This window comes from Shewanella avicenniae (assembly GCF_017354945.1).
GTDB classification, from domain to species: Bacteria; Pseudomonadota; Gammaproteobacteria; order Enterobacterales; family Shewanellaceae; genus Shewanella; species Shewanella avicenniae.
In genome coordinates this window covers 2716821-2740724 of the sequence record NZ_CP071503.1, presented here as the reverse complement: position 1 = coordinate 2740724, position 23904 = coordinate 2716821, and the positions used below count along the sequence as shown (strand labels likewise).

The following is a 23904-nucleotide window of genomic DNA, read 5'->3' as shown; positions in this document are numbered from 1 at the left end:
ACTATGCAATCAATGGTGATCCTCGGTGCCACCGGTTCTATTGGTGCCAGCACGCTCAGTGTTATTAGTCAAAACCCTACGCAATATCGAGTGTATGCGCTGGTCGCCAACACCAACGTCGACAAAATGGTCGCCCTCTGTGAGCAATACCTTCCAAAAGTGGCTCACATGGTTTCCGCAGACGCAGCGCAGCAGTTAAAGCAGAGGATTGGCCATCTTAGCGTTGAGGTCACCACTGGCGCTGACGAATTAGAATCACTGGTGACGAGTACTGAAGTTGATAGCGTGATGGCAGCAATAGTGGGGGCTGCAGGTATGCAGCCCACATTGGCAGCGGTAAAAGCAGGAAAGCGCGTGCTATTGGCCAATAAAGAAGCCTTGGTAATGTCAGGGCGGTTATTTATTGATGCCGTTGCCGAGTATGGTGCCACCTTGTTACCAGTAGACAGTGAGCATAATGCGATTTTTCAGTGTTTATCCATTGAAGCGCAACATGCATTGGGGAAATGTGACTTAGCAGCCTCCGGTATCAGTAAGATATTGCTGACAGGCTCTGGCGGGCCATTTTTAACGGCGGATCTTGCATCATTAGCACATGTGACACCGGCCCAAGCCATTAAGCATCCAAACTGGTCGATGGGACCGAAGATTTCGGTTGATTCCGCCACCATGATGAACAAAGGCTTGGAATATATCGAAGCGCGCTGGTTGTTCAATGCGACCGACGCACAGATCCAAGTCGTTATCCATCCTCAAAGTGTTATCCACTCTATGGTGCAATATTGCGACGGTAGTGTGCTGGCGCAGCTCGGAAATCCTGATATGCGTACACCCATTGCGCATTGTATGGCCTATCCAACAAGAATTCGCTCGGGCGTGGAACCTTTGGACTTTTTCAAAGTCGGACAATTGAGCTTCTTTGAGCCTGATTTCAATCGATTCCCTTGTTTAGCCTTGGCGATGGAAGCAAGTCGCAAAGGTCAGGAGGCAACCACGGTTGTCAATGCGGCCAATGAACGTGCCGTCGCGGCATTTTTAGCGGGGCAGATTGGATTTACGGACATCGTGAGAGTTAATGAGCACTGTTTGAATATCGTGCCGCAATCGCCACTGGATTCGATAGCTGATATTCTAGCGCTCGATGAACAATGCCGTCGTTACGCAGACGAATTTATTAAGCACCTTAGTTGAGGATTGAAAGCACCGAATGATTGAGATTTTACGCAACATAGCAGCGTTTGTCGTACTACTGGGCATTTTGATTACCGCTCACGAGTTCGGCCATTTTTATATTGCACGTCGCTGTGGCGTAAAGGTGCTTCGTTTTTCAGTAGGCTTTGGTAAGGCGTTGTGGCGCCGTGTCGGTCAAGATGGTACTGAATATGTCATTGGTATGATCCCGCTCGGTGGCTACGTTAAAATGCTCGATGAGCGGGTAGAAGACGTACCGGCCGACCAAGTCGATCAGGCGTTCAACCGTAAAAGCGTCTGGGCGAGAATTGCCATCGTAGCGGCTGGTCCTATCGCCAACTTTATCTTTGCAATTATTGCGCTCTATTTTATGTATTTGCTGGGCTTGCCGGCAGTTAAACCTGTTTTACAATCGGTAAATCCTAATTCCCCCGCCGCAGTGCTAAACGTCACTCAACCGCAGCAGATTACTGCTGTATCAGGTCAGAGCGTACGTAACTGGGAAGAAGTTAATCTCGCTTTAGTCAGTCACATTGGTGAAGAGTCGTTGTCGTTAACGTTAACACCAGTTGCAGAGTTAATTGCGCCTGACAGTGATGCAACCGCTGTGGGCAAAACCGTTCAATTGGATATCCGTCGTTGGAAATTTAATCCTGAAAAAGAGTCGCCGATTAGCACTCTTGGGTTAATCCCTTATCGCCCGAATTTAGTCCCCGAACTTGCCGTTGTGAATAAAGGCAGCGCTGCTGAAGCAGCTGGTCTTAAGGTCGGTGATGTCATTAGCTCCATTAATGGCGAAGAATTTACCGATTGGACACGCTTTGTTGAACTAATTAAAGCCTCACCCAATCAGACTATACCGTTATCAGTGATGCGTGATGGTCAATCACTGTCGCTGTCGATAACGCCTCAAGGGCGCCTCAATGATAACGGCGTGACAGAGGGATTCATCGGGGTAGCGCCTAAGCTCCCAGAGTGGCCTGAGAACATGAAAATCGATCTGCAGTATGGCCCGGTAGAAGCTGTCAGCATGGCAGCGGATAAAACCTGGCAACTGGTGGTGGTTAGCACCAAGATGATCGGCAAATTGTTTACTGGTGATGTTTCTGTTAAAAGTCTTAGCGGCCCGATTTCAATTGCCCAAGGTGCGGGCAGTAGTGCCGATATTGGCTTGGTATATTTTTTAGGTTTTCTTGCGCTAATCAGTGTAAATCTCGGGATTATTAACCTGTTGCCTTTACCTGTATTAGACGGAGGACACCTGCTGTATTACTTCATCGAAGTGATTACCCGTAAGCCTGTTTCCGAGCGGATTCAGGAAATTGGATTCAGATTTGGGGCGGCGTTGCTGTTAGTAATGATGAGCATCGCCCTGTTTAACGATTTTGCCCGACTCTGAGCAAGGACTGACAAATAATTAGAAGTGCTCTATGCGATTAAATAAACTTTTTGCCTCTATGTTACTGGTCGGCGCCGCTTATTCAGGGAATGGATGGGCCGACACTTTCCAGCCTTTTAAAGTTGCGGATATCCAGGTTGAAGGATTACAACGCGTTGCGCTCGGTGCAGCGCTGCTGAATTTGCCAGTCAAAGTGGGTGACACCATTGACCAAGTGAAGTTGCAACAGGCGATCAAAAGTCTGTACGCATCGGGTAACTTTGAAAACGTGCAAGTTGCGCGAGATGGTGATGTGCTGATTATTGACGTGCGTGAACGCCCAACGATTAGTGAAATCAGCTTTGATGGCAACAAAGATATTAAAGATGAACAACTGCAAGAAAGTCTTGATGGCAGCGGTGTGAAAATTGGTGAGTCATTAGACCGCACCATGTTGTCAGACATTGAAAAAGGTCTGCAAGATTTTTACTACGGGGTAGGGAAGTATGGCGCTAAAGTTGAAGCGCAAATCGTTAACTTGCCGCGTAACCGCGTTGAATTGAAATTTAAGTTCACCGAAGGTTTGGCAGCAGAAATTCGTCAGATCAACTTTGTGGGTAACGAACATTACTCCGATGAAGAGCTGGCCAATCTGATTGAACTGAAAGATTTTGTTGCATGGTGGAACCTGTTTGGTGAGCGCCGCTATCAGAAGCAAAAACTGCAAGCGGATTTAGAAAGCTTAGAAACCTTTTACCATAACAATGGCTATATCCGGTTTGAGATCACTTCAACGCAAGTGTCAATGACCCCAGACCGTAAAGGTCTGTATATCACCATCAACGTCAATGAAGGCGAACAGTACAAGGTTAAAGAAGTTAATTTGACCGGCGATTTGATGGGCCGTGAGAAAGTCTTGCAAACCATTTTGCCGCTGAAAACGGGCGTGCAATATAACGGTGCAGACGTGACCTTTACCGAAGAGATGTACAGCAAGTATCTTGGTCGTTTCGGTTATGCTAATCCAGAAGTGAAGACCTACCCTGAGATTGATGACAAGACCAAGGAAGTAACGCTTAACATCAATATCAAGCCAGGTAAGCGCGTTTATGTACGCTCGATCAACTTTACTGGTAACACAGTAACGGCGGATGAAGTGATGCGTCGTGAGTTGCGCCAGATGGAAGGTGCTTGGTTGAATGACGCTTTGGTCGAAGTATCTAAAGCACGTTTGAACCGTTTGGGTTACTTTGAAACCGTCGATACCGAAACCATTCCGGTGACCGGCACTGATGACTTGGTTGATGTGCAGTTCAAAGTAAAAGAGCAGCCATCGGGTTCATTTAACGCTGGTATCGGTTACGGCAGTTACTCAGGTATGAGTTTACAGTTTGGTATTCAGCAATCTAACTTCTTAGGTACAGGTAACCAAGCGGGTATTACGCTCAATACGAACCGCTATCAGAAGAGTGTTAACTTGTCATATACCGACCCTTACTTCACCAAAGATGGTGTGAGTTTAGGTGGCTCAGTGTATTGGAGTGCGTTTGATGCGAACAGCGCTTATCTAGAACGCTATAAAAACAACTCTTATGGTGTTGCTTCGACCTTGGGCTTCCCTATCAACGAATACAACCGTATCAACGTTGGTTTAGGTTATCGCCACAACGAAATCTCAGATGTATCGGGTTACCAACAGGCGCTACGTTTTTACAACTTGTACCGTAGCAACGAAAACCCTGATGACAGTTTGAGTTTTGATAACTTCGAACTGAGCTTAGGCTGGACACGCAGTACGCTTGACCGAGGTACCTTCCCAACAGACGGTAACTCACAGCGTTTGAACGGTCGTATGACAGTGCCAGGTTCAGATCTGCAGTTCTTTAAAACAGATTTTGAGACTAGTTTCTATTTCCCAATTAACCGTTCTCACAGTTTCGTGTTCTTGACGAGAGCGCGTCTTGCTTATGCAAACGGTTATGGTAAATACAACAGTAATGACCAAATTCTGCCATTCTGGGAAAACTACTACACCGGCGGCAGCAGTTATTTACGTGGCTTCAAGTCTAACTCGGTTGGCCCGCGCGCATTCTACGTAATGCGTGACGATCAATCTTGTTCACCTGATGCTTCTGGAGATAGCTGTTCGTTACCGGGGGAATTGAACAACATCTACGTACGTAGTAACCGTTCAATCGGTGGTAACGCGTTGGCGACAGCAAGTATGGAGTTGATTGTACCAACCCCGTTCTTGGATGAGTCGTATAGCAACTCTGTACGTACGAGCTTCTTCGTCGATGCAGGTAACGTTTGGGATACTGAATTTGACTATGGCTTATACAAATATCTGCCAGCGGATCAGTATGCTGAGTTAGCAGACTATAGCGATGAAGCTCGCATTCGGGCCTCGTGGGGGATGAGCGTGCAGTGGCTCTCACCGATGGGTCCGATGGTATTCAGTCTCGCTTGGCCAATTAAGAGCTACGAAGACGACGATATGGAGATCTTCTCGTTCAATATTGGCAAAACATTCTAAAACACATAAACTCGGCAGCATTGCTGAATCCTAACAAGGAGTTTGATTTTGAAAAAGATAGTGAATGGCGCTCTAGTGTCTATGATGTTGGCGGGTGCGCCTCTTGCTGCCCATGCAGAGAAGTTAGCTGTGGTGGATATGGGAACCGTGTTCCAGCAGATCCCTCAGCGCGAACAGATCACTGATGCACTGAAAAAAGAATTCGGCGATCGCATGGCCGCAGTTCAAAAAATGCAAGATGATTTGAAAGGCATGATGGAAAAGCAGCAACGTGATGCCGCTATCATGACTGAAGCGCAAAAGACTGATCTGGTTCGTAAAATGGACCAAATCAAAGCTGATCTTCAGTTGAAAGGTAAAGCGCTGGATGAAGATCTGCGTAGCCGCCAAGGTGAAGAGCAAAACAAGTTGCTGGTGAAAGTTCAAAAAGCCATCAATGACATTGCGAAGAAAGAACAATACGACATGGTATTGCAACGTGGTGCAGTTATCTATGTTAAGCCTGAGGCAGACATCAGCGGTAAAGTTGTTGAAGAGCTGAGCAAAGGTCAGTAATTGATGAAAGCTGTTTCATTAAAACAGCTCGCTGAGCATTTGGGTGCTGAGTTACGAGGAGACGGTGATATCACAGTCTCCTCTGTTGCTTCTTTAGAAAGTGCAACTGCCGGTCAAGTCGCTTTCCTTTCAAACCCCAAATTGAAGCAGCAGCTGGAAACAACACAAGCCTCCGCGGTGATATTAAAAGCGGACATGGCGGATAGTTATTCTGGTAACGTGTTGATCTTACAAGATCCATACGTGGGTTTTGCCCGTACCGCACAATTGTTGGATACCACACCGAAAGCGGCGGAGTTGATTCATCCATCGGCGGTTATCGACCCTTCTGCCAAATTAGGCAAAGGCGTTGCTGTTGCTGCTAATGCGGTGATCGGTGCCAATGTGATTATCGGTGAGAATGCACAGATTGGTGCAGGAACCGTCATTAGCCAAGATTGCGTTATCGGCTCAGATTGTATTCTTTGGGCAAATGTGACCGTTTATCACAACGTTCATCTAGGCCAAGCCTGTATTATTCATTCGGGTGCAGTACTGGGTTCTGACGGCTTTGGTTATGCCAACGAACGTGGTACATGGATTAAAATCCCGCAAACCGGCGGTGTGCGTATTGGTAATCGCGTTGAAATAGGCGCGGGGACCACAGTTGACCGCGGTGCACTTGAACATACAGAAATCCATGATGGTTGCATCATTGATAACCAAGTGCAGATTGCTCATAACGACATTATTGGGGAAAATACCGCAATTGCTGGATGTACTGTACTTGCCGGTAGCGTCACTATTGGACGTTATTGCATTATCGGCGGGGCATGCGCAATTTCCGGTCATTTAACCATTACCGATGGTGTACATCTCTCGGGTGGCACCAATGTCACCAATGATGTAAAAGAGCCTGGGCTATACTCATCTGCAACTGTTGCGATGGATAACCGCTTGTGGCGTAAAAACACTGTACGTTTCCGCCAGTTGGATGAGTTGTTCCAACGCGTGCGTAAATTGGAAAAATCGGTAACGCCGAACGAAGAATAACGCCGCTAAGACGGTTAGAGGATTAATTCATGTCCAATGAATTGAACACAATGGATATCCAAGAAATTTTGGCATTTTTGCCACACCGATATCCATTTTTGCTGGTCGACCGCGTACTTGACTTTACGCCGGGTGAAACTTTGACCGCAATTAAGAATGTCACTATTAATGAACCCTTCTTCCAAGGGCATTTCCCTATTCAACCTGTGATGCCGGGCGTGCTGATCCTCGAAGCAATGGCGCAGGCCACTGGGTTGTTGGCATTCAAAACCATGAGTGAAAAACCATCGCCAAACGTACTTTATTATTTTGCTGGTATTGATAATGCACGCTTTAAGCGTGTTGTTGGCCCTGGCGATCAAATTCGTTTCGATGTGAAAATGATCAAAGAACGCCGAGGGATTGGTGTGTTTTATGGTGAAGCAAGTGTTGACGGCGAGTTAGCTTGCTCTGCTGAAATCATGTGTGCCCGTAGAGAGATTCGTTCGTGATTCATGAAACCGCTATTGTCCATCCGGACGCTCAAATTGGTAAAAACGTTACTATCGGCCCATGGACGTATGTAGGTCCAGACGTTGTGATTGGGGATGATTGTTGGCTTGGTTCACACGTTGTCGTGAAAGGCCCGACCGTTATTGGTAAAGGCAACAAAATCTTCCAATTCGCTTCAGTGGGCGAAGAGTGTCAAGATAAAAAGTACGCTGGCGAAGCCACGCGCTTAGAGATAGGTGACAATAACGTAATTCGTGAATCTGTCACGATTCACCGTGGTACGGTGCAGGATCAAGGGCTGACTAAGATTGGCTCTAACAATTTACTGATGGCTTATGTGCATGTTGCCCACGATTGCGTGGTCGGCAATAACGTCATTATGGCAAACAACGCCTCAATTGCGGGTCATTGTAAAGTGGATGACTGGGCTATTCTGGGCGGTATGACTGGCGTGCACCAATTCGTCCATATCGGGGCGCATGCCTTTACTGCTGGCGCCAGCCTGATTTTGCAAGACGTGCCACCGTTTGTCATGGCATCAGGACAAGCGGCATCTCCTCGTGGGTTAAACTTTGAAGGCATGAAGCGTCGTGGTTTTTCAAAAGAAAGCCAGCAAGCACTGCGTCGTGCCTATAAGACGCTTTATCGTAGCAGCCTCACAGTTGATGAAGCTGTAGCGGCACTGCAAGATGACATCGCTAACGATGAGCAAGTAAAACTGTTCATTGATTTCGTCACATCATCACAACGAGGCATTATTCGCTGATATGACTGAGTCAATCCAGCCGAAAGTTTTTGCCCTAGTCGCCGGAGACGAAATGGGGGAGTAAAATCCCCCTATGCAACACCAAGCAAGACCCAGCAAAAAATCCAATAAAATCAACCTTTACGACTTTTCAAACTTCCCTCGCTGTGCAAAACTACGCAAATTCAAGCAGCTCAAACCGTCCTTTTTGAGTACCCCAGTGAGTCCCCATTGAGTACCCCAAATTGGATGGGGACTTGAGCACATATAACCAGCAATCAGGGTGCAACCATGCTTAATAATATGTGGCTAGAAAAGAACAACGGGAAGATCTACGAAAAGGAGATCAGTAAGGCCGACCGTGACGGACTATCGGCTCGACTGAGAAACGGCAAGATCTCGTTTATCTACCGGCCAAGACTTAAAGACGGACGGCAAATCAGAATCACGCTGGGAACATTCCCACGCATGAGCCTAAAAGAAGCGCGAGAACGAGTTTTAGAATTGGCTCAATATGTGGCCGATGGCTATGATCCGCGAGTCAAAGTAAAGGCACAGCAAATCCAGAATCTAACAGCGCCAACCTTCGACAACCTATTCAAAATCTGGTTCGAACGACAGTGTAAAGTTGTGGGGCGCGAGAAGCACTGGCGCACCTACGAGTTACACGTTCAAAAGGAATTCGGCGCAATACCATACCAAGAGCTCAAACGAGCAACTATGGCCCAATTCCTAATTAGTAAGGCAGCAGAAGTCCCAGACATCGCAAAGCGTATCCTCGGTGATTTGCGTATGTGTTTTGACTACCACCTAATAGCGGGAACCATTGAGGGCGACAATATCCTAACCGGCATTAATGCACGCAGCTTAGGGATCGTTAAAAACCAACGAACTAGAGTTCTCAACGACGCAGATATTAGGACGCTATACCGCACCATGCGTTTTATGGATATGAACCAGAAGAACGCCGCCATTCTAGAGTTACTGCTTTTCTACGGGTGCCGTGGTGGCGAGTTACGCCACACCAAGCGCGACTGGCTTGATTTTGAGGCTATGACGTGGACCGTGCCGCCAGAATTCCACAAGACAGGGAAAAAGACCAAGAAGCCGATAATCAGGCCCATTCTGCCAGAAATGCGTCACCTATGGGATGCATTGCTCGAATACAGCGATTGTGACTGGCTTTGTATAGCAATGGATAGCAAGACCGCTAAATCGCAGCGACAAATGTCCGGAGCTTCACTACAGGACATATCGCGGCAGGTGCTAATTGCGGCAAGTAGTAAGAAATTCAACGACGCAAACGGCGAAAATCCAGATTGGGAGCCGTGGAGCATTCACGACCTGCGGCGAACAGCGCGCAGCTATTGGTCAGACTTAGGAGAGTGGGCTGTTTGTGAAAAGATGCTCGGCCATAAGCTACATGGTGAGGCAGACGTGTACGACCGCGCCACTTACACTGACAAAATGGCAGTTATCTATCGGCAGTGGTGGGGGATAATGAAAGCGCTAGAACACGGTGATGAAAACATCGTGCCCTTGAGCAGAAAGAGAGTTGTTTAAGAAGACGACAGAACATTTCCAATGGTGTATTAAATACCAATAGGAATTATCTTAATTTTTTAACACAGTTAAATCTAAACTAGGATTGAACAGATGAAGTTTGATATTACGCTTAAACAGTACGAGCTAATTTACAAAATTGTAGCAAGCGTAGGTCGAGAATTATCTCATGGGGCTGGCAAATCATGTCAATTTTACAATGTGAATGGGGCTATCATTTTAGAGCACCTATTTAAAGTTAAGGCGAGGCCTGTTATGGGAATGGCGTTTATTCGATTAACTGAAAGTGGCGACACGCTGACATATGCAGGTGTAGAAGAAGGTAATTTCTATAGTAGTCCAGATGCTTTTCATTGTTGGATTGAGACAGAGAATAATATCATTGATTTTACAGCACCAGAGTACAGAGAGGCGCTTAATCAGGCTGGTTCTCCAAATCTAATCGAAAGAAAGATGTTTCAGAAGCAAAGGTCTTCAGCTTGTGTGAGCCCAGATAATATGGTCAATATTGGTGATTTCTTCTTTGAGGAAAACTCAGCACTGACTGCACTTTTACTAAAAAATATGTTTGAACTACCAGCAGCCCACGATCTTGCAAAGATAAGTCTAGAGTGGTGTAAAAAGAGCAGAAAGAAGATTTCTAATTTTGAAATAATTAACGATTTAGGCGAAGTAACAACCATTGCACCAATAAGCAATAGACTAGTTGGAGCGTGGTAGCTAATACATGTGACTATTCAGACTGCAAAAAGGAAACAGAGTGGGCAATCAAAAGTTACTCAATGATGTATATGAAAAGTACTGGGGCATAATATCGGAATTGCGGACAAGAAATCCGAACCTCTCTGCACCTATCTTAATCAAATCCCCAGCTTCCTATTCGGCACAAAAAGTAAAGCTGATGATCGTAGGCCAGCAAACTAAGGGATGGGGTGATGGTGATATTGAAGAACTGCTGAGATGTTATGAAGATTTCAACTTTGGAGAGACCTACTACTCAAGCCCATTTTGGAATGTGACGCGAAAAATTGAGAATGCTCTAGAAATAGACAATTATGCGATCGTTTGGAGCAATTTAAATCGCTGTGATTTTAATGATGATCGTCCTCCATATGAATTGGAACTCGAATTACGAGATGTCTCCGCGCTATTGTTAGAGGAGATTAATATCCTAACGCCAGATATAGTCATCTTTTTTACTGGCCCCAACTTCGACGGGCACATCGAAAATATATTTTCTGGCTCACGCTTTGAGTCTGTAGATGGGTTCACAAAACAAGAATTGTCACGCATAGTTCATGAGGCATTACCACTATATACATTTAGAACCTATCATCCGAGGTATTTACGTCTCAGTGGCATGGAGCCAAGGTTTGTGGAGTACCTTGAAAATGTTAATTGATAACAAAAAGTCACTTCGCTCAACTGTGTTGTATTCACATTCGCCGCTCCAGTTATATGGGCGTTTAAATCATTGGCATACGCTAGTGCTTAATCCGTGGAAAAATCAGAAATTCATACCGATATGACGACCGTCAGGCAATTGAACGTCTACGGTCAGTTTTCCACCCATCGCGGCCCAGTTATGGTTGCTGAGATTTATGTCGCACTTGCAAATGCCAACCCCACGGTTAAAGACGTTCACCTAAAAGCAAGTGGCAGCCAAGGAGAGAGTAAATGCAAAAACGTATAACAACAAATTGTTTAATTTCGTTCCGACCACACAAAAGCGTGGACTTCTTTTGGGGTAGTGCTACAGCGTTGTGTTGGCTACGGCATCGAATATAAAGTAGGCCAGATTAGTTTTCCCAAAACATAATCCTAGGTTCGATTGACTAGCTTTTGAGCCTAGTGTAGATTTTGCGCTGCAAAGGGGAGTAACTTCATTGTCGGTAGATCGTCATCACGATGCTTAAAGCATCCGGTCGCCGAGCAACCTTTTTAGATGGTTGTAAGTGAGACCTTGCCGGAAGGCGAGGTCTATTGCTACTCAAAATCAATGGCTGACACTTTCTGTGTCGGCCATTTTGTTTTTTTAGGAGTAGCTATTTTATGACAACAGTCGGAACACCGATGCTATGGGGAGCTTTTGCTCTCATAGTTATCACAATGCTTGCTATTGATTTGATGATTCAAGGCCGCCGAGGCGAGTATGGCATGTCCGTCAAACAGGCAGCTGTCTGGTCTGTTATTTGGGTATCAATAACATTTACGTTCAACGCAGGTCTTTGGTGGTATTTAAATAGTACAGCTGGTCATGAAGTCGCAGCGGAGCAGTCAGTCGCATTTTTGACTGGCTATCTCATTGAAAAAGCGTTGGCCGTAGATAACTTATTTGTCTGGCTGATGTTATTTAACTATTTTGCTGTTCCTCCATCCTTACAGCGCCGAGTGTTAGTTTATGGTGTCCTAGGCGCTATTATATTGAGAACATTGATGATTTTCGGTGGCAGCTGGTTAATCTCCCAATTTGACTGGCTGTTGTATGTATTCGGTGCTTTTTTGATTTTTACCGGTGCCAAAATGTTTTTTGGTGGAGAAGAACAGGAAAATACCGCTGATAATCCTTTAATCAAATGGCTACAACGGCACCTTCGAGTTACTAACACGCTAGAAAATGAGCATTTTTTAGTGAAACGTAATGGACTTTGGTATGTCACACCGCTGTTTTTGACATTAGTAATGGTTGAGTTGAGTGATGTCATTTTTGCCCTTGATAGCATTCCCGCGATTTTTGCTGTTACCACAGACCCATTCATCGTTTTGACTTCCAACTTGTTTGCGATTCTAGGCTTGAGAGCTATGTATTTCTTGTTAGTTGGTATGGCAGAAAAGTTCTCATTGCTTAAATATGGACTAGCCGTAATTTTGGTTTTCATCGGGCTAAAGATGACGATGGTTGATTTCATCCATATACCAGTCGCGGTTTCGCTTGGCGTGGTTGCAATGATTCTTATAGTGACCTTGGTTGCAAGTATTTTTATTAGACAGAAAGCTAATTAGTTACTGTTGCAACACGTAATATTTTGATTCTTATGAAGATAGCAGTCTAAAAAGACTGCTATCCAGCTAATCACATCCTAGTAATTACCAATAGAGTAAGGAATAGACACCAACTGGTAGAATCGGAACAATATTTACTATGAAAAATGCGATAGGCAGGATTTTTAGGTATTGGTTTGCTTGTTTACCAAACAAAGCCATTATATTTAAACCAACAACGATAAAAGCACTAACACTGGCGATATTGATCAGCAAAGAGAGCGTCAACATCTGTTGTATTAGCGTTAGTTCGTCATAAATTCCGGCGTTAGCAACATCAATAAGCGCTGCTTCCCTATTCGCTACAGTTTTGGCAATCCATGCTTGAGTGATAACCTCAGCGGCTTGAGCACTAAACCCCAAATCCTTTAAGAGCAAATGTGGATAATGGGTAACATAACTCCAATCGATATCTGATTTATATACAGAACCCTTGAGTACTTCGAAAAACATAATAGTAATTGTTTTATTAGCAGTAAGTTTGCAGCCCCCCACCAAATATTGAGAAAGGTAATCGGATAATTTTTTGCGTGTTTTGCTTTGTTGAATGCTGCCAACAGCGTAATTGACTGAACTGCCTGATTTTTCTCTCTTAAACGGAACGTTAAGAATGATAATAGCTAAGGGCATAACTAGGCTTGCAAGCAGGAGTTGATATACAGGGATTCCCAATGCAGACATTGAAACACAGCTAATCCCACCCGCTGAACTAAGGCCAATCAGCAAAATCATGTACCGATCACGTTGTGTTAGTTTGAGTTTTTCCGCTTTTAAAAAAAGCAATAAGTTTGAGCAGCCGAGAAAGAAGCTTAATCCGAAGACTTTTTGACATAAACTCAGTTTGGACGTTTTGACAGAGTAATTAAGCCTTTGATTGATAAAATAATGACCAAAGCCTAAAAGCAAACAGATTAGTAGTGCGCCCGGAGCTATTTCGCTGAGAAACTGTTGTGTGATTTGAAAGTTAATCGGGAAATTTACAGAAAACTGATTTTTAAGGTAAAAAACTGTAACAATGGCTGATACGGTCAAGACCTGCATTAGGGGAATGTAAGGTTTTAGGTGATGTCGATAAAACACTGCATTTCACCTTCTATCGGTTAAGACTCTTAACGTATAGTAGCCGATTAAGCTACCCTAGTAGGCGATACTGAGCACAGAACTTAGACATGAAGTGAAGCCTACAAGTCGATCAGGCAATGCTTATTTTGCCCCATATTGGGGCGTTTTGCTCTTTGAAAAGCGCTTCAGCGATTGTCTGCCAACGAGTAAACATCTGAGTTTTCCCGCTTGCCAATCGCAATCACGGTAACAACGATTTCTTCATCAAAAACCTGATATACCAACCGATAACCAGCTGAACGTAATTTTATTTTGTAGCGGTCTGCATGACCACTTAATTTGGCGCTTGGTACTCGGGGATTCTCAAGGCGTTCTTCTAATTTCTTTTTGAATTGAGTTTTTACCGGATAGCCTAATTTTTCCCATTCTTTCAAAGCTCTTTTATCAAATTTGAGCTTATAGGTCATCGATGTTGACCTCGACAAAATCTGGCTCTTGCATCCGCTCATCTGCGATACGGTTCAATTCTGCATCTTCAGCTAATTCTTGAAAGTAGCCAAACAGAGCCGGAGGTACGATATAAAACGCAGGTTCGTTTCTATTGAGAATTGCCACAGGCTGTCCTTCACCTTCCAAGGCCGTACCCATAGGGTTCTTTTTTAGCTCGGTGATACTTGCTGCGACAGATGTCAAAATTTGATACGCCATTATGGTGCTCCGTGGTTTGCTTTATCAAAGTGTAGCACCAGTAATGGCACCTTTAAAAACACTTTTAGATGTTTTCATAGTTTATGCTGATACGGCAACGCATAACAAACACTTGAAGCCGGACTGCAATACCGAGCTAAAAGTTATGTTCAATAAAGTAGCGCAGCCCTCAGGCTGCGCTTTTACATTCATGATTTTGTTGATTGGCTGTGAGATTGAAGTTTTCAGCCTCCCACGCTAACACATCTTTCTTGGCATATAGCGCGATGCGAGCAGTAAACACCGGCATCGGGAAGCCGCGAGATTCGCGCCAGTAAAGTAGGGTACGTTTAGAGATCCCACCGTAGCGCAGACATAGTTGATTTGTTGATAGATATTCAATTTCATCAGGCATCGTACACCCCACAATCAGTCATATCTTGGAACGTTTCAAAATCATCAATCAGTTGAGTAATAGGCACATATTTTGTCGTCATATTGCCCAGCGTGAACGGGGCAAAAATGATGTAACACGAGCCTTTATTTTGGCCGTTTACCGGCTTGCCAGTATCGGCGCGAATAAACTTCACGCGGCCCGATATATTGCGAGCATCACCTTTACGACGTACACCGGTAATTTGGCGAATTTCACTGGCGTTGGTCGGCCACCAACCAGCATCAGGTGTCAGTGGAACAAAGCACACCGTTGTTAGGCCGCGAGTAGACGCCTCGAAATGGGCCTTATCTAACCAAGGTTGGATATTGTCATAAGGTGGATTGCACCAAGCAGTTAACGGCTTCCCCGCAGGAATGCGATCTGCCCACGATACTGTCAGCGCATTTTCCTCGGCAGTAATAAAGTTATCAGGCACCTTGGCGTTCATAGCGTCAGCAGCCACATCTAGCGCAAAGCGAAACTCGTTATTAAGCGGCACAAAGGCAAAATCGGGAGTGCGCCACAAGTTACGGATTTCGACTGGTGTTGAGCTATTTGCAAAACCTACAGGCATGAATCAGATCTCCTTTTAGCGGGGCTGAGACCCCGCACCGGCTACTATTCAGCGGCAGCCTCTTGGGCTTCCATTTCCTCGGCCTGAGCAATGAACTGTTTGGCTTGTTTAAAGTGTTTCAGCAGTTCCTTACGCTCAGTTTCATAAATTCGGTTTTCTTCAACCGCGACACCGATTTCACTCGCTATCTGGTTAAGTATTGAAACCGACGAAGTATCATCAATTCGAGCATGGAACTCAGCGACGAGATCCATATCGCTTTGAGGTTCGTCGATGACGCTATTCAATGTTGAGCCTTTTGCTTTTGGCGCTGTATTTGGGCGAGGGTTAACATCGCGGATTCGATTATTGCTAGGCTCTAACTCATCCACGGTATAGACGCCCATAATCACAGCAGGGGCATAGAGGCGCGCCCAACGTTTCACGCCCAAGTAAGCCAACTGTTGCTTAGGGTCAGACGCCCACAGCGTAGAATTTCGCACTTGTGCCTGAGAAAGTAGCAACTCAAGCACCTTAGGCTCATCTTCACCGCGACGAGTAGCCCAGACGCGAACACCTAGACCTTTTTCGTCGGCAAGCGCCCAATTTGGCTTTATGTAGGTTTTACCCTGTGGGTTCGTAACCTCTTTAAAGTTGCCAATGACGCGCTCCCAAGCGCCGAACCATTCATAATGGAAGCCGCCCACAATAGCGGTGGAGGACGATACCACTGCGTTAACCAGTTGCGCTTCATAGCCAAGAGTCCCACCGACTAAATGGGTTTTCTGAGCCACGACAAACGGGTTCATTTTCCATTGAGCTGCCTGAATGCAAACCGCAAAGCAATCAGCCTCATTTTTTTGCAAATGTTGCGGAACCGTAGCGCGGCCATTAGCCATCATTCTGGCCACAGCCTGTATTTGAGTCATCGCATGGCTATCAAGCAGCAGGTCCGTGGTGTTTTCCGCGCCTACAGGCAGGTTTGTATTGAATTCGGTTTGTTGAATAGCTTGGTTCATAAATCCCCCATTACGCCGCGTATGACGCGGATTCCTCATATTCAATCTGTTCTAAATGTTCAAATTTCTTCTTATCCCAAGGCTTCAGCGAGATAACCACCGGCTTGTTTGAGTACCCCTCAAACACATTGAAATCGATCGCATCGGCTAATCGCCCCAGTGCATCGCGATACATCGCATGACCGATTTGACGGGCATCGTCGTCGAACATAATCGGCGCGGTTACTACATAAGGCGGCTCTTTTTCGACTGCTAAGAATGCGAAGTCGGGCAGGCCGGTAATATCGCGATAGATAGCATCCTGCATATGGTAGAGCAGGGACGCGGCGTGCTTACCGAAAGCCTCTGGCTCAGAGCTGGCCGCTGTTTTAACGTCCGTAATGAGATCGCCAAGCATGTAGTCAGGACGACATTTGATAATCAGGCCAGTTGTTGCATCGCGTTTGAAGAATGACACCTCAGCACGGCCACCAGACAGCAGGCGCGCACCGAAATGGTGGCGCAGAACCGCGTCGCGAATACCAAAGCAATGCGTCCAATCCTCACCGGTAATAATCACTTTGTTGGGGTTCGCATCTTTGAACGCATCCCAAGCCTTACCTCGACGGACAGCAATGTCATCCGGTTGGCGGATAAACTCTGAGTTGAATTTTTCAGGCTCCAAAATCAGGCCGTGTGCAGCCTTGCCAAGATCGAATGCCTTATTTTGTTTTTGCTCAGATTCGCCGGTGATATAGCGCGCCTGATACTTACGAGGGCAGCTAATAAACAGCTTTAGCTTGGAATTACTAACGCCATTGGCCCGATGGTAAACCTCAGAATGGAGGTTTTTCTTAACCAACACCTCGCCCGATTTAAGCTTGTCCAATTCCTTATTTAACTTGGTAACAAGCCCTTTGATCGCAGACTCTTTCATGCTTGCATCTCTCCTTTTACTAAAGACAGGACAGGGGCACCGGCGACCTTGAACTCGCGGTCATCAATACCAATTCGGTAAGAGCCAAATTTGCCAGTGACGAGCCACCACAAACCAGCAAACTGACCAGATACACCCATAAAGTTCTGTTCTAGCCACGTAGACGGGCCATAAGTGTTGAGGTGATCGTGCAAAGCCTTAATCGCAGCCAGCAGACGGCGACGGCTAAGTTCTGTATCACGGCGGCGATACATCAGCACACCGAAGCGCACCGCAAGCATTAGCTGCTGCTCGATAAGTTTGTTTGACCGATTAACAGTGGCTAGATTTATAGTGTTCATAACGGTAAAATTCCCTCGCTGGTTAGGGCTTAACTAAGTCCAAATCACTGGGGGTCAAGCCGCACACTTGACCCCTTTTCCTTTATAAGAAGTCATCAAACAACTGAAGCGATTTCTCGACAGCTCGACGACGAAAGGAACTCAGCTTAACGTTGAAGTCTTTCCCTCCCCGCAGCACTATCGCGACCAAATCAGCAACCTCCTCATATCCGAGAACGTCGACAACATCATCGACAGTCACGCCCTCTACAGGCTCACCACTTACAACCTTGTCCAGAAGTAGCTCGCAATCCTCAAAGCGGCGTTCTTGGTGTAACTCCTCAAGCGTTGGCGCGGGAGGCAATAGGTTGTAATCGTTGAATCGCATCGTCAGCATTTGAACCACCTTTCTCCATGTTGCTTCGTTTTGCGTATTGAATGATAGTGAAATACGAACATTGTTCAAGAGGTGGAAACCAAAAAATTATAAAAAGTTCGCATATCAGTATTTAAATTGGTGTTGTTTAACGAAATTTAAATTTTTATTGGCGAGAGGTTATTCAGGGATTGTGATAGAAAACGGGATTTAATAGCGGATTAATTATGAAAAAGGCGTCCTTTTTGGGGACGCCATGCGCGCTCAACTAGCCGCGTTCAGAGGGAGAAATGTTAACGACTACGTTAGAGAATTCATCAGTTAAATCCTTCAATTGACTAATTAACTCAATAGCATCTATGCCTGAAGGGATACTGACTGACGCTCTGTGGCGATAAGCCTTAGCATCCTTTCTAGGCAGGTCGAAGCTAACGACCAAAAAAGCACGCTCACTCATTTACAAACCATCCTCCTTTAGAGAATGCCTATACTATCAAAAGGTTCGTTAAAGTGAACATCTTGTGTGTGTGAAATCACATTTTTAATATGGGTTTTGTGTCAATTGGCTAACACTTAGTCAAAAAAATGGCGACCATTCTTGATCGCCAAATATCGAAAGGAGTTTATGGATACAGCTAACTATTCTATACCACCGCAGCGGAATAATACTCTGCCAACGATAACAATCGCGTCACGATAATCCCGCTGGATTACGGTTTTAGCGCCTATGCGAGAGCCGTCAACGATAGACCAATCACCGTTAATCTCTACGAATACCTGAAAAACGTTAAGAACGCCTCTATCAGAAATCACATAGAAACCGCCGGATTTGGAAACGTTGTTTACGCCGGTATCTACCAGCAAAGCATCGCCATTCATAATTACCGGCGCAGCGGTTCTGCTGTTAGCCTCAATCCATGCGGAGCCATTTACTTTTGAAGAACCATTGAGCGCAGTAACAGGGAAAATATGCTCATTGTCGCCGTCTAGATTAACCACATTTTCAGTATCAACCATAAGCGCAGGAACGCGCACGATCGGCGATTCGATTTCTTTTACGTTATTAACATCAGCCGTTGATTGCAGGCTGGCCATAACGCCGGTTTCTTCGCTATAAGCTGGATTACCAATACCCTCAAGCAACCAATCACTGCTACAGCGTAGAATGCGGCACAGTTTGCCCACGTTGGCACCTCGCGGAGCAGTACCGCCAGAAAACCAAGCGTTAACGGTACTCTTTGCTGCGCCTGTTTTTCTTACAATATCGGCTTGCAGAATGTCGAGATCGGCGCAGCGTTCACGAATACGAGCTGCAACTCTCTCTGAATACAAAGTCTTATCCATACATACCCCCTGAACTAGAAAATCTCTTCCCTGACAGTAAACAAAACCAATAGATACATACTAACCGAAAAACGGTTCTTAAATTAGGTGATTGAAGTTTCGTAAAATTGTATTTAAAGTTCGCAAAACACTTACTATAAATCCGAACTAACAAGGACAAACGAACATGACTAAAACCGAAGCTGTTAATTTTTTTGGTTCTCAAAAGGCGTTAGCCCATGTGCTGCAACGCTCTAAGACCACAGTGTCGGGCTGGCCCGATAAGCTGCCGCGAGGCGTACAGTTCGAAATTCAGGTTAAGACTGACGCTCAACTAAAGGCTGATTTAGAACTGTTTAACGAACAAGCGGCTTAGTTTTAAAGGTACAGGAACATGGGCAATACAACTAGCAATAAAGCTGCAAAAAATTACGCCGTACTTTTGTCAGCGATTTGTGAATGTGGAAATAGCGATGCAGGTGAGGCCATAGGCAAAGACGCCGCGTTCATTTCACGCCTAAAAAACGGCGAGCGAAGTATCACCCTGCAAGACTTTGCCACCCTGCTAACCGCGATCGGCCTAGAGCTCATCTCTCAAGCCGACCAAGCTGTGACCATCGACAAACAGCTCTACGAAAGTCTGGGCTACTTGGCGCGTCGCGGGTTAGACGTAATAAACCAAGGTAATGACGCATGAGAAAAGCCGAGTACGACAAGCTACTCGATCCTTGCGTTAGTCCGCTGGCGAGAAGCTTATACATCGCCATGCGTTCAATGGCTGACTACCAAACAGGCGTTGTAAGCATGAGCTTTAAACGCATGGCAAACCTCATCCGTTACCAGCCACCACTCAAGTCAAAAGCAGAGGCAATCGACCCGACCAAAAAGCAGATCGAGCGATTACTCATGACATTAGAGCAAGCTGAATTAATCGCCAAAATCGAAGTTGGTTCAGCAGCAAAAGGAGAGGCCGCATCATGGCAAATTACCGAAATTAAGACGGCACCATATGATGGAGCTACTAAAACCCAGTCATACCAAGGGGTTCAGGCTAATGACGGCACCGGAACATGGCACCAAGACGGCACCAATGACGGCACCGGTGAGGGAACTATACAAACCCAGCAATATCAAGGGTTACAGCCACAACACGGCACCGGTGAAGGCACCGATGACGGCACCATATCTGATTATAAATATATAAACCCTATTAATAATTATGGGGTCGAGCAAAATTTAACCGCCGACCAGTTGGAACTCGACGACGAGTTTATCAACGCCGCAAAAATCTCAGGTTTAGCCGCTTTCAGCCAAGAACAGATCGAGGGGACATTCGTCACCTTCGTAAACCACAAAAACAACTTTTCACTTTTTCAACCTAGAGGCCATTGGCTAAGAGCTTGGAGGGGATGGTGCGGTCGCCAAAAAGCTTACATGGCCGGTAGACAATCCGGAGTGAATCCAAATGGGACAACCTACCAGCATCAGCAGCATAGCAAATCACCTCAAAATACAACGGCGCGGATCTTCCAGCTTGCCAGAGAGGCAGCCGCAGACCTCGCCCAATACGGAGATGATGAATTCTAAGGTCGTGAACAGACTCATGGCCGAATTAGTACCGGTTTTATCCGTCTACTGCGCAGACTTCAACAGCAAATTCGGCAAAGACGAACAGGTACTCAAAGACACGATTAACGAATACGCCTCGCGCCTAATCAGGCATGGCATAGGCAGCAAGGGCCTCCGATGGGGAATAGAACACCTAAAACAACGAGCGACCACAAACAAGTGGACGCCAAACCCTGAAGAGTTCGCCCAGTTATGCAAACCCACAGCCGCAGATTTAGGCGTTAGACCCGTGGACGAGGTAATCACCGAAGTAATAGCGAAAAGGCGCGAGAGGCGCGTTACGGGCCGAAAACAAGAATACTCGCATCGCATCGTTGAGCTGATAGACCAACGGGTCGGTTACAACATCTACGTTAGCAGCGAGGAACGATTCAGAGAGCTAGTGCAACGCGAGTATGACCATTGGGTCGAGCAAGCGATCGCCGGAACGCTACCAGAGCCACGAATCGCACTAGAGGACAACACCACTAGGGCTGACGAAATGAATGCAACCCTGCAACGAATTAAAGGCTTCAAGCTAAACGAGAACACCGAGCTCGGAGCCAGAATCGCCGCCATAAGGGCCAAGGCGAGAGAACGAATTACAACACAGAAGTGAGACCAAGACCGACGCGCACCTGTTCGCGCCAGCCGTCCAGAGATCGCAAGGAGGCAGGGCTTAGATGCCCAAGTGATCTGGAACAAACGGGAATAAGCAGGTCAGGCCGAGACATTACTAGCCGGTGGCCGCGCCGGTGGCTGAAAAGCGGCAATTTTTACCTAATTTTGACCAGGCACTTGATAGACCATGCGAACAACAAAACGACCAAGACACCTAGAGGACGAACATCAAATATGCCTCATCAAATGGGCGCGCATTAGACGTTTACCGCAAATCTCCGGCGTTATCCGCGGTTCAACCATCGCAGACTACCTAATCCATATCCCAAACGGCGGTTCGCGCAATAAAGCCGAAGCTGCGCGTTTTAAGCGTATGGGCGTTAAAGCCGGAGTATCAGACTTGTTACTCGCCATTCCGACCGCAGCAAATCACGGTTTATGGGTAGAGCTGAAAGCGCCATACACCAGTTCAAAAGACAAAAACTATCCATCACCAGAGCAACGCGAATGGGTAGAAAAAATGAATCAAGCCGGTTATCGCGCAATTGTCTGCTGGGGCTGGCACGAAGCGCAACAACAAATCGAGAAATACATCAACGAGGCCGCAGCATGAACCAAATCGCGCCAACTACCTCATGGGAAATTGAATTGTCGCGCCTAATAAGCCTAGACGGGCTAATTAGCCTAGAACAGCACTTCGGTGGGAGCTTCATATACATTCACGCCTCGGAGCCGTCAGAAGCGTTAATAAACGCGGTCGGCGAAGAACGCGCAAAAGTGCTTTGTGGCTGGTTTGGCGGCTCAGATATTTACGTCCCAAAGGTCGCTTTAAAGCAACTCCGCAATAAGCAAATCGAAACCGCCGCGCTGGATAGCCTAAGAACGGGAAATTCTACGGGTAAAACAGTGAAGGAGCTGGCTGCAAAATTTCGGTTAACAACCCGACGAATCGCAACCATTCTGAAAGAGCGCGGTATCTATGGCAGCACCGGAGAAACAACACAATAACGAAGTAATCACGCTCCTGATTAACTTCTCAATCCCGATCCTGATTTTAGGCGTAACCCTGCTAACCGGCTGGGTTTCGCGCATTGATGATCGCCAATACAACATCAGCCAGAACTACGCCTCAAAGGAAGAGCTAAAAGACGCCGTCGAAAAGCTATCAATGCTCATTGAGACTCGACGTGAGCAGCAAGAGCAGTCAAATCGCCTAATCCTCGAAGAAATCCGCAAGACAAACCGCAGCGTTCAAGAACTCGCACTAACCATCGAAAGAAGAACCAAAAGCGAAAAATGAAAACCTACTACGGACTCCAATATCAAGCCGACGCCTTGGTCATGGCTAAAAATATCTGCGCAGTTCTAGGCTTCGGTAAGTACGGCACCGCTTCCGAGATGATCGTCGAAACTGCCTGCGCCGAAACCCAACTCGGCACCTACAAAGACACCACACCAAACAACGGTCATGGCCTTTGCCAGCACGACAAAATCGGCATCGTCGATGTTCAAGAACGCACCAAGGACGACGCCAAGGCCGCCATTAAGGACGTTTTCGGCTATGACATCGAGCTAACCAAACCCGAAGATCTAGACAGCGACCCAAAGCTAAGTCTGATTTTTTGCCGCCTAACTTACCGACTACGCCCAGAGCATATCCCATCAACCTATTTGAACCGCGCTCACTACTGGAAAAGCTTCTACAACAAGACCGGAGCAGGCACCCCAGAGCATTACATCGAGAGCGTCGAGCGTTGGCTAACAGATCCCGAAGTCATCACATTCAAAGGAGAACGCCGCCATGTTTAATATCTTGCTCGCCGTCCTAAAAGAAACCTTCATGGCCCTAATCGCCAAGATTGCATTCAAGACCATCCTCGAACGGTTTTTCACCCGCTTAGTCGTCTACGGCCTCAAGAAATTACGCGACCTCAACACTAATGAGGTCGTGGATGACACCCTAAGCGACATCATTCTCAGCCTAAGTGGCAAGCGGCTCAAAGTAATCGAGGACATAGTCGCCGACCCCGACAAGCTGAACTAATCAATAACCAAACGCAGCGCGCCACATGGGCGCGTTTGCCGCCTATTAACCGACTAATCGAGGACAGCAGATGGATAACCAACACCGCTATATCAATGGCTACCGCGACCTGACATCAGAAGAAATCGACCTAATCAACGAAATCAAGATGAAAGGCCGCGAGTTAAACATTCTCGCCGAGCAGCTAAAAGAAAAACTCACCATCGACAACCAGCTAAAGGCCACCGCAGCAAGCCGCGCCAAAAAAGACTCAGAGCAGTACCACGAATTCGAGCGGTTCAAGCGCGCCGAGCCTTTCAAATGGGCCGAAATGGGTAAAGCCAGTATTCAGACCGGCATCATGGCATTAGTGCGCTCTATCGCCCAGCCAGAAGATTAAAAACAACGTGAACGCATAGGGCGTGA

General features: G+C 46.3%; 32 protein-coding genes. 22 read left to right on the top strand and 10 right to left on the bottom strand.

The features are described from left to right. Positions 1 to 3 precede the first annotated feature (3 nt). From ispC to JYB87_RS12050, 12 genes are all read left to right on the top strand, one after another. The gene (ispC, locus tag JYB87_RS12105) at positions 4 to 1191 is read left to right on the top strand and encodes a 1-deoxy-D-xylulose-5-phosphate reductoisomerase (protein ID WP_207353751.1); all 1188 of its coding nucleotides are present in this window, start codon (positions 4 to 6) and stop codon (positions 1189 to 1191) included. 16 nt (positions 1192 to 1207) lie between these two features. Further along, positions 1208 to 2590, top strand: a complete 1383-nt coding sequence (rseP, locus tag JYB87_RS12100) for a sigma E protease regulator RseP (protein WP_207353750.1) — start codon at positions 1208 to 1210, stop codon at positions 2588 to 2590. A gap of 31 nt (positions 2591 to 2621) precedes the next feature. Continuing rightward, the gene (bamA, locus tag JYB87_RS12095; RefSeq protein ID WP_207353749.1) at positions 2622 to 5105 is read left to right on the top strand and encodes an outer membrane protein assembly factor BamA; all 2484 of its coding nucleotides are present in this window, start codon (positions 2622 to 2624) and stop codon (positions 5103 to 5105) included. Positions 5106 to 5153: 48 nt separating this feature from the next. Beyond that, positions 5154 to 5660, top strand: coding sequence for an OmpH family outer membrane protein (locus JYB87_RS12090; RefSeq protein WP_228729855.1), 507 nt, complete (start codon positions 5154 to 5156; stop codon positions 5658 to 5660). Positions 5661 to 5663: 3 nt separating this feature from the next. Then, the gene (gene lpxD, locus JYB87_RS12085) at positions 5664 to 6692 is read left to right on the top strand and encodes a UDP-3-O-(3-hydroxymyristoyl)glucosamine N-acyltransferase (RefSeq protein WP_207353748.1); all 1029 of its coding nucleotides are present in this window, start codon (positions 5664 to 5666) and stop codon (positions 6690 to 6692) included. Between the two features lie 29 nt (positions 6693 to 6721). After that, on the top strand, positions 6722 to 7183 hold the full coding sequence (fabZ, locus tag JYB87_RS12080; RefSeq protein ID WP_207353747.1) for a 3-hydroxyacyl-ACP dehydratase FabZ: 462 nt from the start codon (positions 6722 to 6724) through the stop codon (positions 7181 to 7183). Then, the gene (gene lpxA, locus JYB87_RS12075) at positions 7180 to 7950 is read left to right on the top strand and encodes an acyl-ACP--UDP-N-acetylglucosamine O-acyltransferase (protein WP_207353746.1); all 771 of its coding nucleotides are present in this window, start codon (positions 7180 to 7182) and stop codon (positions 7948 to 7950) included. Before fabZ ends, lpxA begins: the two co-directional genes overlap by 4 nt. A gap of 270 nt (positions 7951 to 8220) precedes the next feature. Next, positions 8221 to 9492: a tyrosine-type recombinase/integrase gene (locus JYB87_RS12070; RefSeq protein ID WP_207353745.1), complete on the top strand. Its 1272-nt coding sequence runs from the start codon at positions 8221 to 8223 to the stop codon at positions 9490 to 9492. A 93-nt stretch (positions 9493 to 9585) separates the two neighbouring features. Beyond that, positions 9586 to 10212: a DUF2026 family protein gene (locus JYB87_RS12065; RefSeq protein ID WP_207353744.1), complete on the top strand. Its 627-nt coding sequence runs from the start codon at positions 9586 to 9588 to the stop codon at positions 10210 to 10212. A 40-nt stretch (positions 10213 to 10252) separates the two neighbouring features. Continuing rightward, positions 10253 to 10894: a hypothetical protein gene (locus JYB87_RS12060; protein WP_207353743.1), complete on the top strand. Its 642-nt coding sequence runs from the start codon at positions 10253 to 10255 to the stop codon at positions 10892 to 10894. A 96-nt stretch (positions 10895 to 10990) separates the two neighbouring features. Further along, positions 10991 to 11185, top strand: coding sequence for a hypothetical protein (locus JYB87_RS12055; RefSeq protein ID WP_207353742.1), 195 nt, complete (start codon positions 10991 to 10993; stop codon positions 11183 to 11185). A gap of 359 nt (positions 11186 to 11544) precedes the next feature. Further along, entirely contained in the window at positions 11545 to 12495 is a 951-nt protein-coding gene (locus JYB87_RS12050) for a TerC family protein (RefSeq protein ID WP_207353741.1), read from the top strand. An 84-nt stretch (positions 12496 to 12579) separates the two neighbouring features. On the opposite strand, the gene JYB87_RS12045 is transcribed toward JYB87_RS12050, so the two are convergent. The 10 genes from JYB87_RS12045 to JYB87_RS12000 all read right to left on the bottom strand — a co-directional run bounded on the left by JYB87_RS12045 (position 12580) and on the right by JYB87_RS12000 (position 19247). After that, entirely contained in the window at positions 12580 to 13614 is a 1035-nt protein-coding gene (locus JYB87_RS12045) for a hypothetical protein (RefSeq protein ID WP_207353740.1), read from the bottom strand. A 167-nt stretch (positions 13615 to 13781) separates the two neighbouring features. After that, positions 13782 to 14063 (bottom strand): type II toxin-antitoxin system RelE family toxin, encoded by a 282-nt coding sequence (locus JYB87_RS12040; RefSeq protein ID WP_207353739.1) that lies wholly within the window; start codon positions 14061 to 14063, stop codon positions 13782 to 13784. Then, a complete protein-coding gene (locus tag JYB87_RS12035) occupies positions 14053 to 14304 on the bottom strand; it encodes a type II toxin-antitoxin system Phd/YefM family antitoxin (protein WP_207353738.1) in 252 nt (83 codons plus the stop codon). The genes JYB87_RS12040 and JYB87_RS12035 overlap by 11 nt, the downstream gene beginning before the upstream one ends. A 169-nt stretch (positions 14305 to 14473) precedes the next feature. Beyond that, complete coding sequence (locus tag JYB87_RS12030) at positions 14474 to 14698, bottom strand: MerR family transcriptional regulator (protein ID WP_207353737.1); 225 nt, start codon at positions 14696 to 14698, stop codon at positions 14474 to 14476. Beyond that, a complete protein-coding gene (locus tag JYB87_RS12025) occupies positions 14691 to 15293 on the bottom strand; it encodes a phage N-6-adenine-methyltransferase (protein ID WP_207353736.1) in 603 nt (200 codons plus the stop codon). Before JYB87_RS12025 ends, JYB87_RS12030 begins: the two co-directional genes overlap by 8 nt. Positions 15294 to 15337: 44 nt before the next feature. Then, positions 15338 to 16291: a RecT family recombinase gene (locus JYB87_RS12020; RefSeq protein WP_207353735.1), complete on the bottom strand. Its 954-nt coding sequence runs from the start codon at positions 16289 to 16291 to the stop codon at positions 15338 to 15340. Between the two features lie 10 nt (positions 16292 to 16301). Beyond that, positions 16302 to 17207, bottom strand: coding sequence for a PD-(D/E)XK nuclease-like domain-containing protein (locus JYB87_RS12015; RefSeq protein WP_207353734.1), 906 nt, complete (start codon positions 17205 to 17207; stop codon positions 16302 to 16304). Continuing rightward, a complete protein-coding gene (locus tag JYB87_RS12010) occupies positions 17204 to 17548 on the bottom strand; it encodes a hypothetical protein (protein WP_207353733.1) in 345 nt (114 codons plus the stop codon). Before JYB87_RS12010 ends, JYB87_RS12015 begins: the two co-directional genes overlap by 4 nt. An 82-nt stretch (positions 17549 to 17630) precedes the next feature. Then, complete coding sequence (locus JYB87_RS12005; RefSeq protein ID WP_207353732.1) at positions 17631 to 17924, bottom strand: hypothetical protein; 294 nt, start codon at positions 17922 to 17924, stop codon at positions 17631 to 17633. Between the two features lie 618 nt (positions 17925 to 18542). Beyond that, positions 18543 to 19247 carry a helix-turn-helix domain-containing protein gene (locus JYB87_RS12000; protein WP_207353731.1) on the bottom strand — a complete coding sequence of 235 codons (705 nt, stop codon included), beginning with the start codon at positions 19245 to 19247 and terminating at the stop codon, positions 18543 to 18545. A 166-nt stretch (positions 19248 to 19413) separates the two neighbouring features. Here JYB87_RS12000 and JYB87_RS11995 point away from each other — a divergent pair, with 166 nt between their 5' ends. From JYB87_RS11995 to JYB87_RS11950, 10 genes are all read left to right on the top strand, one after another. Next, on the top strand, positions 19414 to 19602 hold the full coding sequence (locus JYB87_RS11995) for a Cro/CI family transcriptional regulator (RefSeq protein WP_207353730.1): 189 nt from the start codon (positions 19414 to 19416) through the stop codon (positions 19600 to 19602). 18 nt (positions 19603 to 19620) lie between these two features. Then, positions 19621 to 19923: a hypothetical protein gene (locus JYB87_RS11990; RefSeq protein ID WP_207353729.1), complete on the top strand. Its 303-nt coding sequence runs from the start codon at positions 19621 to 19623 to the stop codon at positions 19921 to 19923. After that, complete coding sequence (locus tag JYB87_RS11985; RefSeq protein ID WP_207353728.1) at positions 19920 to 20813, top strand: hypothetical protein; 894 nt, start codon at positions 19920 to 19922, stop codon at positions 20811 to 20813. Before JYB87_RS11990 ends, JYB87_RS11985 begins: the two co-directional genes overlap by 4 nt. After that, entirely contained in the window at positions 20800 to 21453 is a 654-nt protein-coding gene (locus JYB87_RS11980; RefSeq protein ID WP_207353727.1) for a replication protein P, read from the top strand. Before JYB87_RS11985 ends, JYB87_RS11980 begins: the two co-directional genes overlap by 14 nt. 189 nt (positions 21454 to 21642) lie before the next feature. Then, a complete protein-coding gene (locus JYB87_RS11975) occupies positions 21643 to 22068 on the top strand; it encodes a VRR-NUC domain-containing protein (protein WP_207353726.1) in 426 nt (141 codons plus the stop codon). Next, complete coding sequence (locus JYB87_RS11970; protein ID WP_207353725.1) at positions 22065 to 22463, top strand: Mor transcription activator family protein; 399 nt, start codon at positions 22065 to 22067, stop codon at positions 22461 to 22463. Before JYB87_RS11975 ends, JYB87_RS11970 begins: the two co-directional genes overlap by 4 nt. Continuing rightward, a complete protein-coding gene (locus JYB87_RS11965) occupies positions 22435 to 22755 on the top strand; it encodes a hypothetical protein (RefSeq protein ID WP_207353724.1) in 321 nt (106 codons plus the stop codon). The genes JYB87_RS11970 and JYB87_RS11965 overlap by 29 nt, the downstream gene beginning before the upstream one ends. Beyond that, the gene (locus JYB87_RS11960) at positions 22752 to 23264 is read left to right on the top strand and encodes a hypothetical protein (RefSeq protein WP_207353723.1); all 513 of its coding nucleotides are present in this window, start codon (positions 22752 to 22754) and stop codon (positions 23262 to 23264) included. The genes JYB87_RS11965 and JYB87_RS11960 overlap by 4 nt, the downstream gene beginning before the upstream one ends. After that, positions 23257 to 23499 (top strand): hypothetical protein, encoded by a 243-nt coding sequence (locus JYB87_RS11955; protein ID WP_207353722.1) that lies wholly within the window; start codon positions 23257 to 23259, stop codon positions 23497 to 23499. The genes JYB87_RS11960 and JYB87_RS11955 overlap by 8 nt, the downstream gene beginning before the upstream one ends. Before the next feature lie 70 nt (positions 23500 to 23569). After that, positions 23570 to 23878, top strand: coding sequence for an Acb2/Tad1 domain-containing protein (locus JYB87_RS11950; protein ID WP_207353721.1), 309 nt, complete (start codon positions 23570 to 23572; stop codon positions 23876 to 23878). The last annotated feature ends 26 nt before the right edge of the window (positions 23879 to 23904 follow it).

Excerpts from the sequence above, each read along its gene's own strand:
- ispC (WP_207353751.1), top strand. The coding sequence starts at position 4 with ATGCAATCAATGGTGATCCTCGGTGCCACCGGTTCTATTGGTGCCAGC.
- rseP (WP_207353750.1), top strand. The coding sequence starts at position 1,208 with ATGATTGAGATTTTACGCAACATAGCAGCGTTTGTCGTACTACTGGGC.
- bamA (WP_207353749.1), top strand. The coding sequence starts at position 2,622 with ATGCGATTAAATAAACTTTTTGCCTCTATGTTACTGGTCGGCGCCGCT.
- lpxD (WP_207353748.1), top strand. The coding sequence starts at position 5,664 with ATGAAAGCTGTTTCATTAAAACAGCTCGCTGAGCATTTGGGTGCTGAG.
- fabZ (WP_207353747.1), top strand. The coding sequence starts at position 6,722 with ATGTCCAATGAATTGAACACAATGGATATCCAAGAAATTTTGGCATTT.
- JYB87_RS12070 (WP_207353745.1), top strand. The coding sequence starts at position 8,221 with ATGCTTAATAATATGTGGCTAGAAAAGAACAACGGGAAGATCTACGAA.
- JYB87_RS12065 (WP_207353744.1), top strand. The coding sequence starts at position 9,586 with ATGAAGTTTGATATTACGCTTAAACAGTACGAGCTAATTTACAAAATT.
- JYB87_RS12050 (WP_207353741.1), top strand. The coding sequence starts at position 11,545 with ATGACAACAGTCGGAACACCGATGCTATGGGGAGCTTTTGCTCTCATA.
- JYB87_RS12040 (WP_207353739.1), bottom strand. The coding sequence starts at position 14,063 with ATGACCTATAAGCTCAAATTTGATAAAAGAGCTTTGAAAGAATGGGAA.
- JYB87_RS12035 (WP_207353738.1), bottom strand. The coding sequence starts at position 14,304 with ATGGCGTATCAAATTTTGACATCTGTCGCAGCAAGTATCACCGAGCTA.
- JYB87_RS12030 (WP_207353737.1), bottom strand. The coding sequence starts at position 14,698 with ATGCCTGATGAAATTGAATATCTATCAACAAATCAACTATGTCTGCGC.
- JYB87_RS12025 (WP_207353736.1), bottom strand. The coding sequence starts at position 15,293 with ATGCCTGTAGGTTTTGCAAATAGCTCAACACCAGTCGAAATCCGTAAC.
- JYB87_RS12020 (WP_207353735.1), bottom strand. The coding sequence starts at position 16,291 with ATGAACCAAGCTATTCAACAAACCGAATTCAATACAAACCTGCCTGTA.
- JYB87_RS12015 (WP_207353734.1), bottom strand. The coding sequence starts at position 17,207 with ATGAAAGAGTCTGCGATCAAAGGGCTTGTTACCAAGTTAAATAAGGAA.
- JYB87_RS12010 (WP_207353733.1), bottom strand. The coding sequence starts at position 17,548 with ATGAACACTATAAATCTAGCCACTGTTAATCGGTCAAACAAACTTATC.
- JYB87_RS12005 (WP_207353732.1), bottom strand. The coding sequence starts at position 17,924 with ATGCTGACGATGCGATTCAACGATTACAACCTATTGCCTCCCGCGCCA.
- JYB87_RS12000 (WP_207353731.1), bottom strand. The coding sequence starts at position 19,247 with ATGGATAAGACTTTGTATTCAGAGAGAGTTGCAGCTCGTATTCGTGAA.
- JYB87_RS11995 (WP_207353730.1), top strand. The coding sequence starts at position 19,414 with ATGACTAAAACCGAAGCTGTTAATTTTTTTGGTTCTCAAAAGGCGTTA.
- JYB87_RS11990 (WP_207353729.1), top strand. The coding sequence starts at position 19,621 with ATGGGCAATACAACTAGCAATAAAGCTGCAAAAAATTACGCCGTACTT.
- JYB87_RS11985 (WP_207353728.1), top strand. The coding sequence starts at position 19,920 with ATGAGAAAAGCCGAGTACGACAAGCTACTCGATCCTTGCGTTAGTCCG.
- JYB87_RS11980 (WP_207353727.1), top strand. The coding sequence starts at position 20,800 with ATGATGAATTCTAAGGTCGTGAACAGACTCATGGCCGAATTAGTACCG.
- JYB87_RS11975 (WP_207353726.1), top strand. The coding sequence starts at position 21,643 with ATGCGAACAACAAAACGACCAAGACACCTAGAGGACGAACATCAAATA.
- JYB87_RS11970 (WP_207353725.1), top strand. The coding sequence starts at position 22,065 with ATGAACCAAATCGCGCCAACTACCTCATGGGAAATTGAATTGTCGCGC.
- JYB87_RS11965 (WP_207353724.1), top strand. The coding sequence starts at position 22,435 with ATGGCAGCACCGGAGAAACAACACAATAACGAAGTAATCACGCTCCTG.
- JYB87_RS11960 (WP_207353723.1), top strand. The coding sequence starts at position 22,752 with ATGAAAACCTACTACGGACTCCAATATCAAGCCGACGCCTTGGTCATG.
- JYB87_RS11955 (WP_207353722.1), top strand. The coding sequence starts at position 23,257 with ATGTTTAATATCTTGCTCGCCGTCCTAAAAGAAACCTTCATGGCCCTA.
- JYB87_RS11950 (WP_207353721.1), top strand. The coding sequence starts at position 23,570 with ATGGATAACCAACACCGCTATATCAATGGCTACCGCGACCTGACATCA.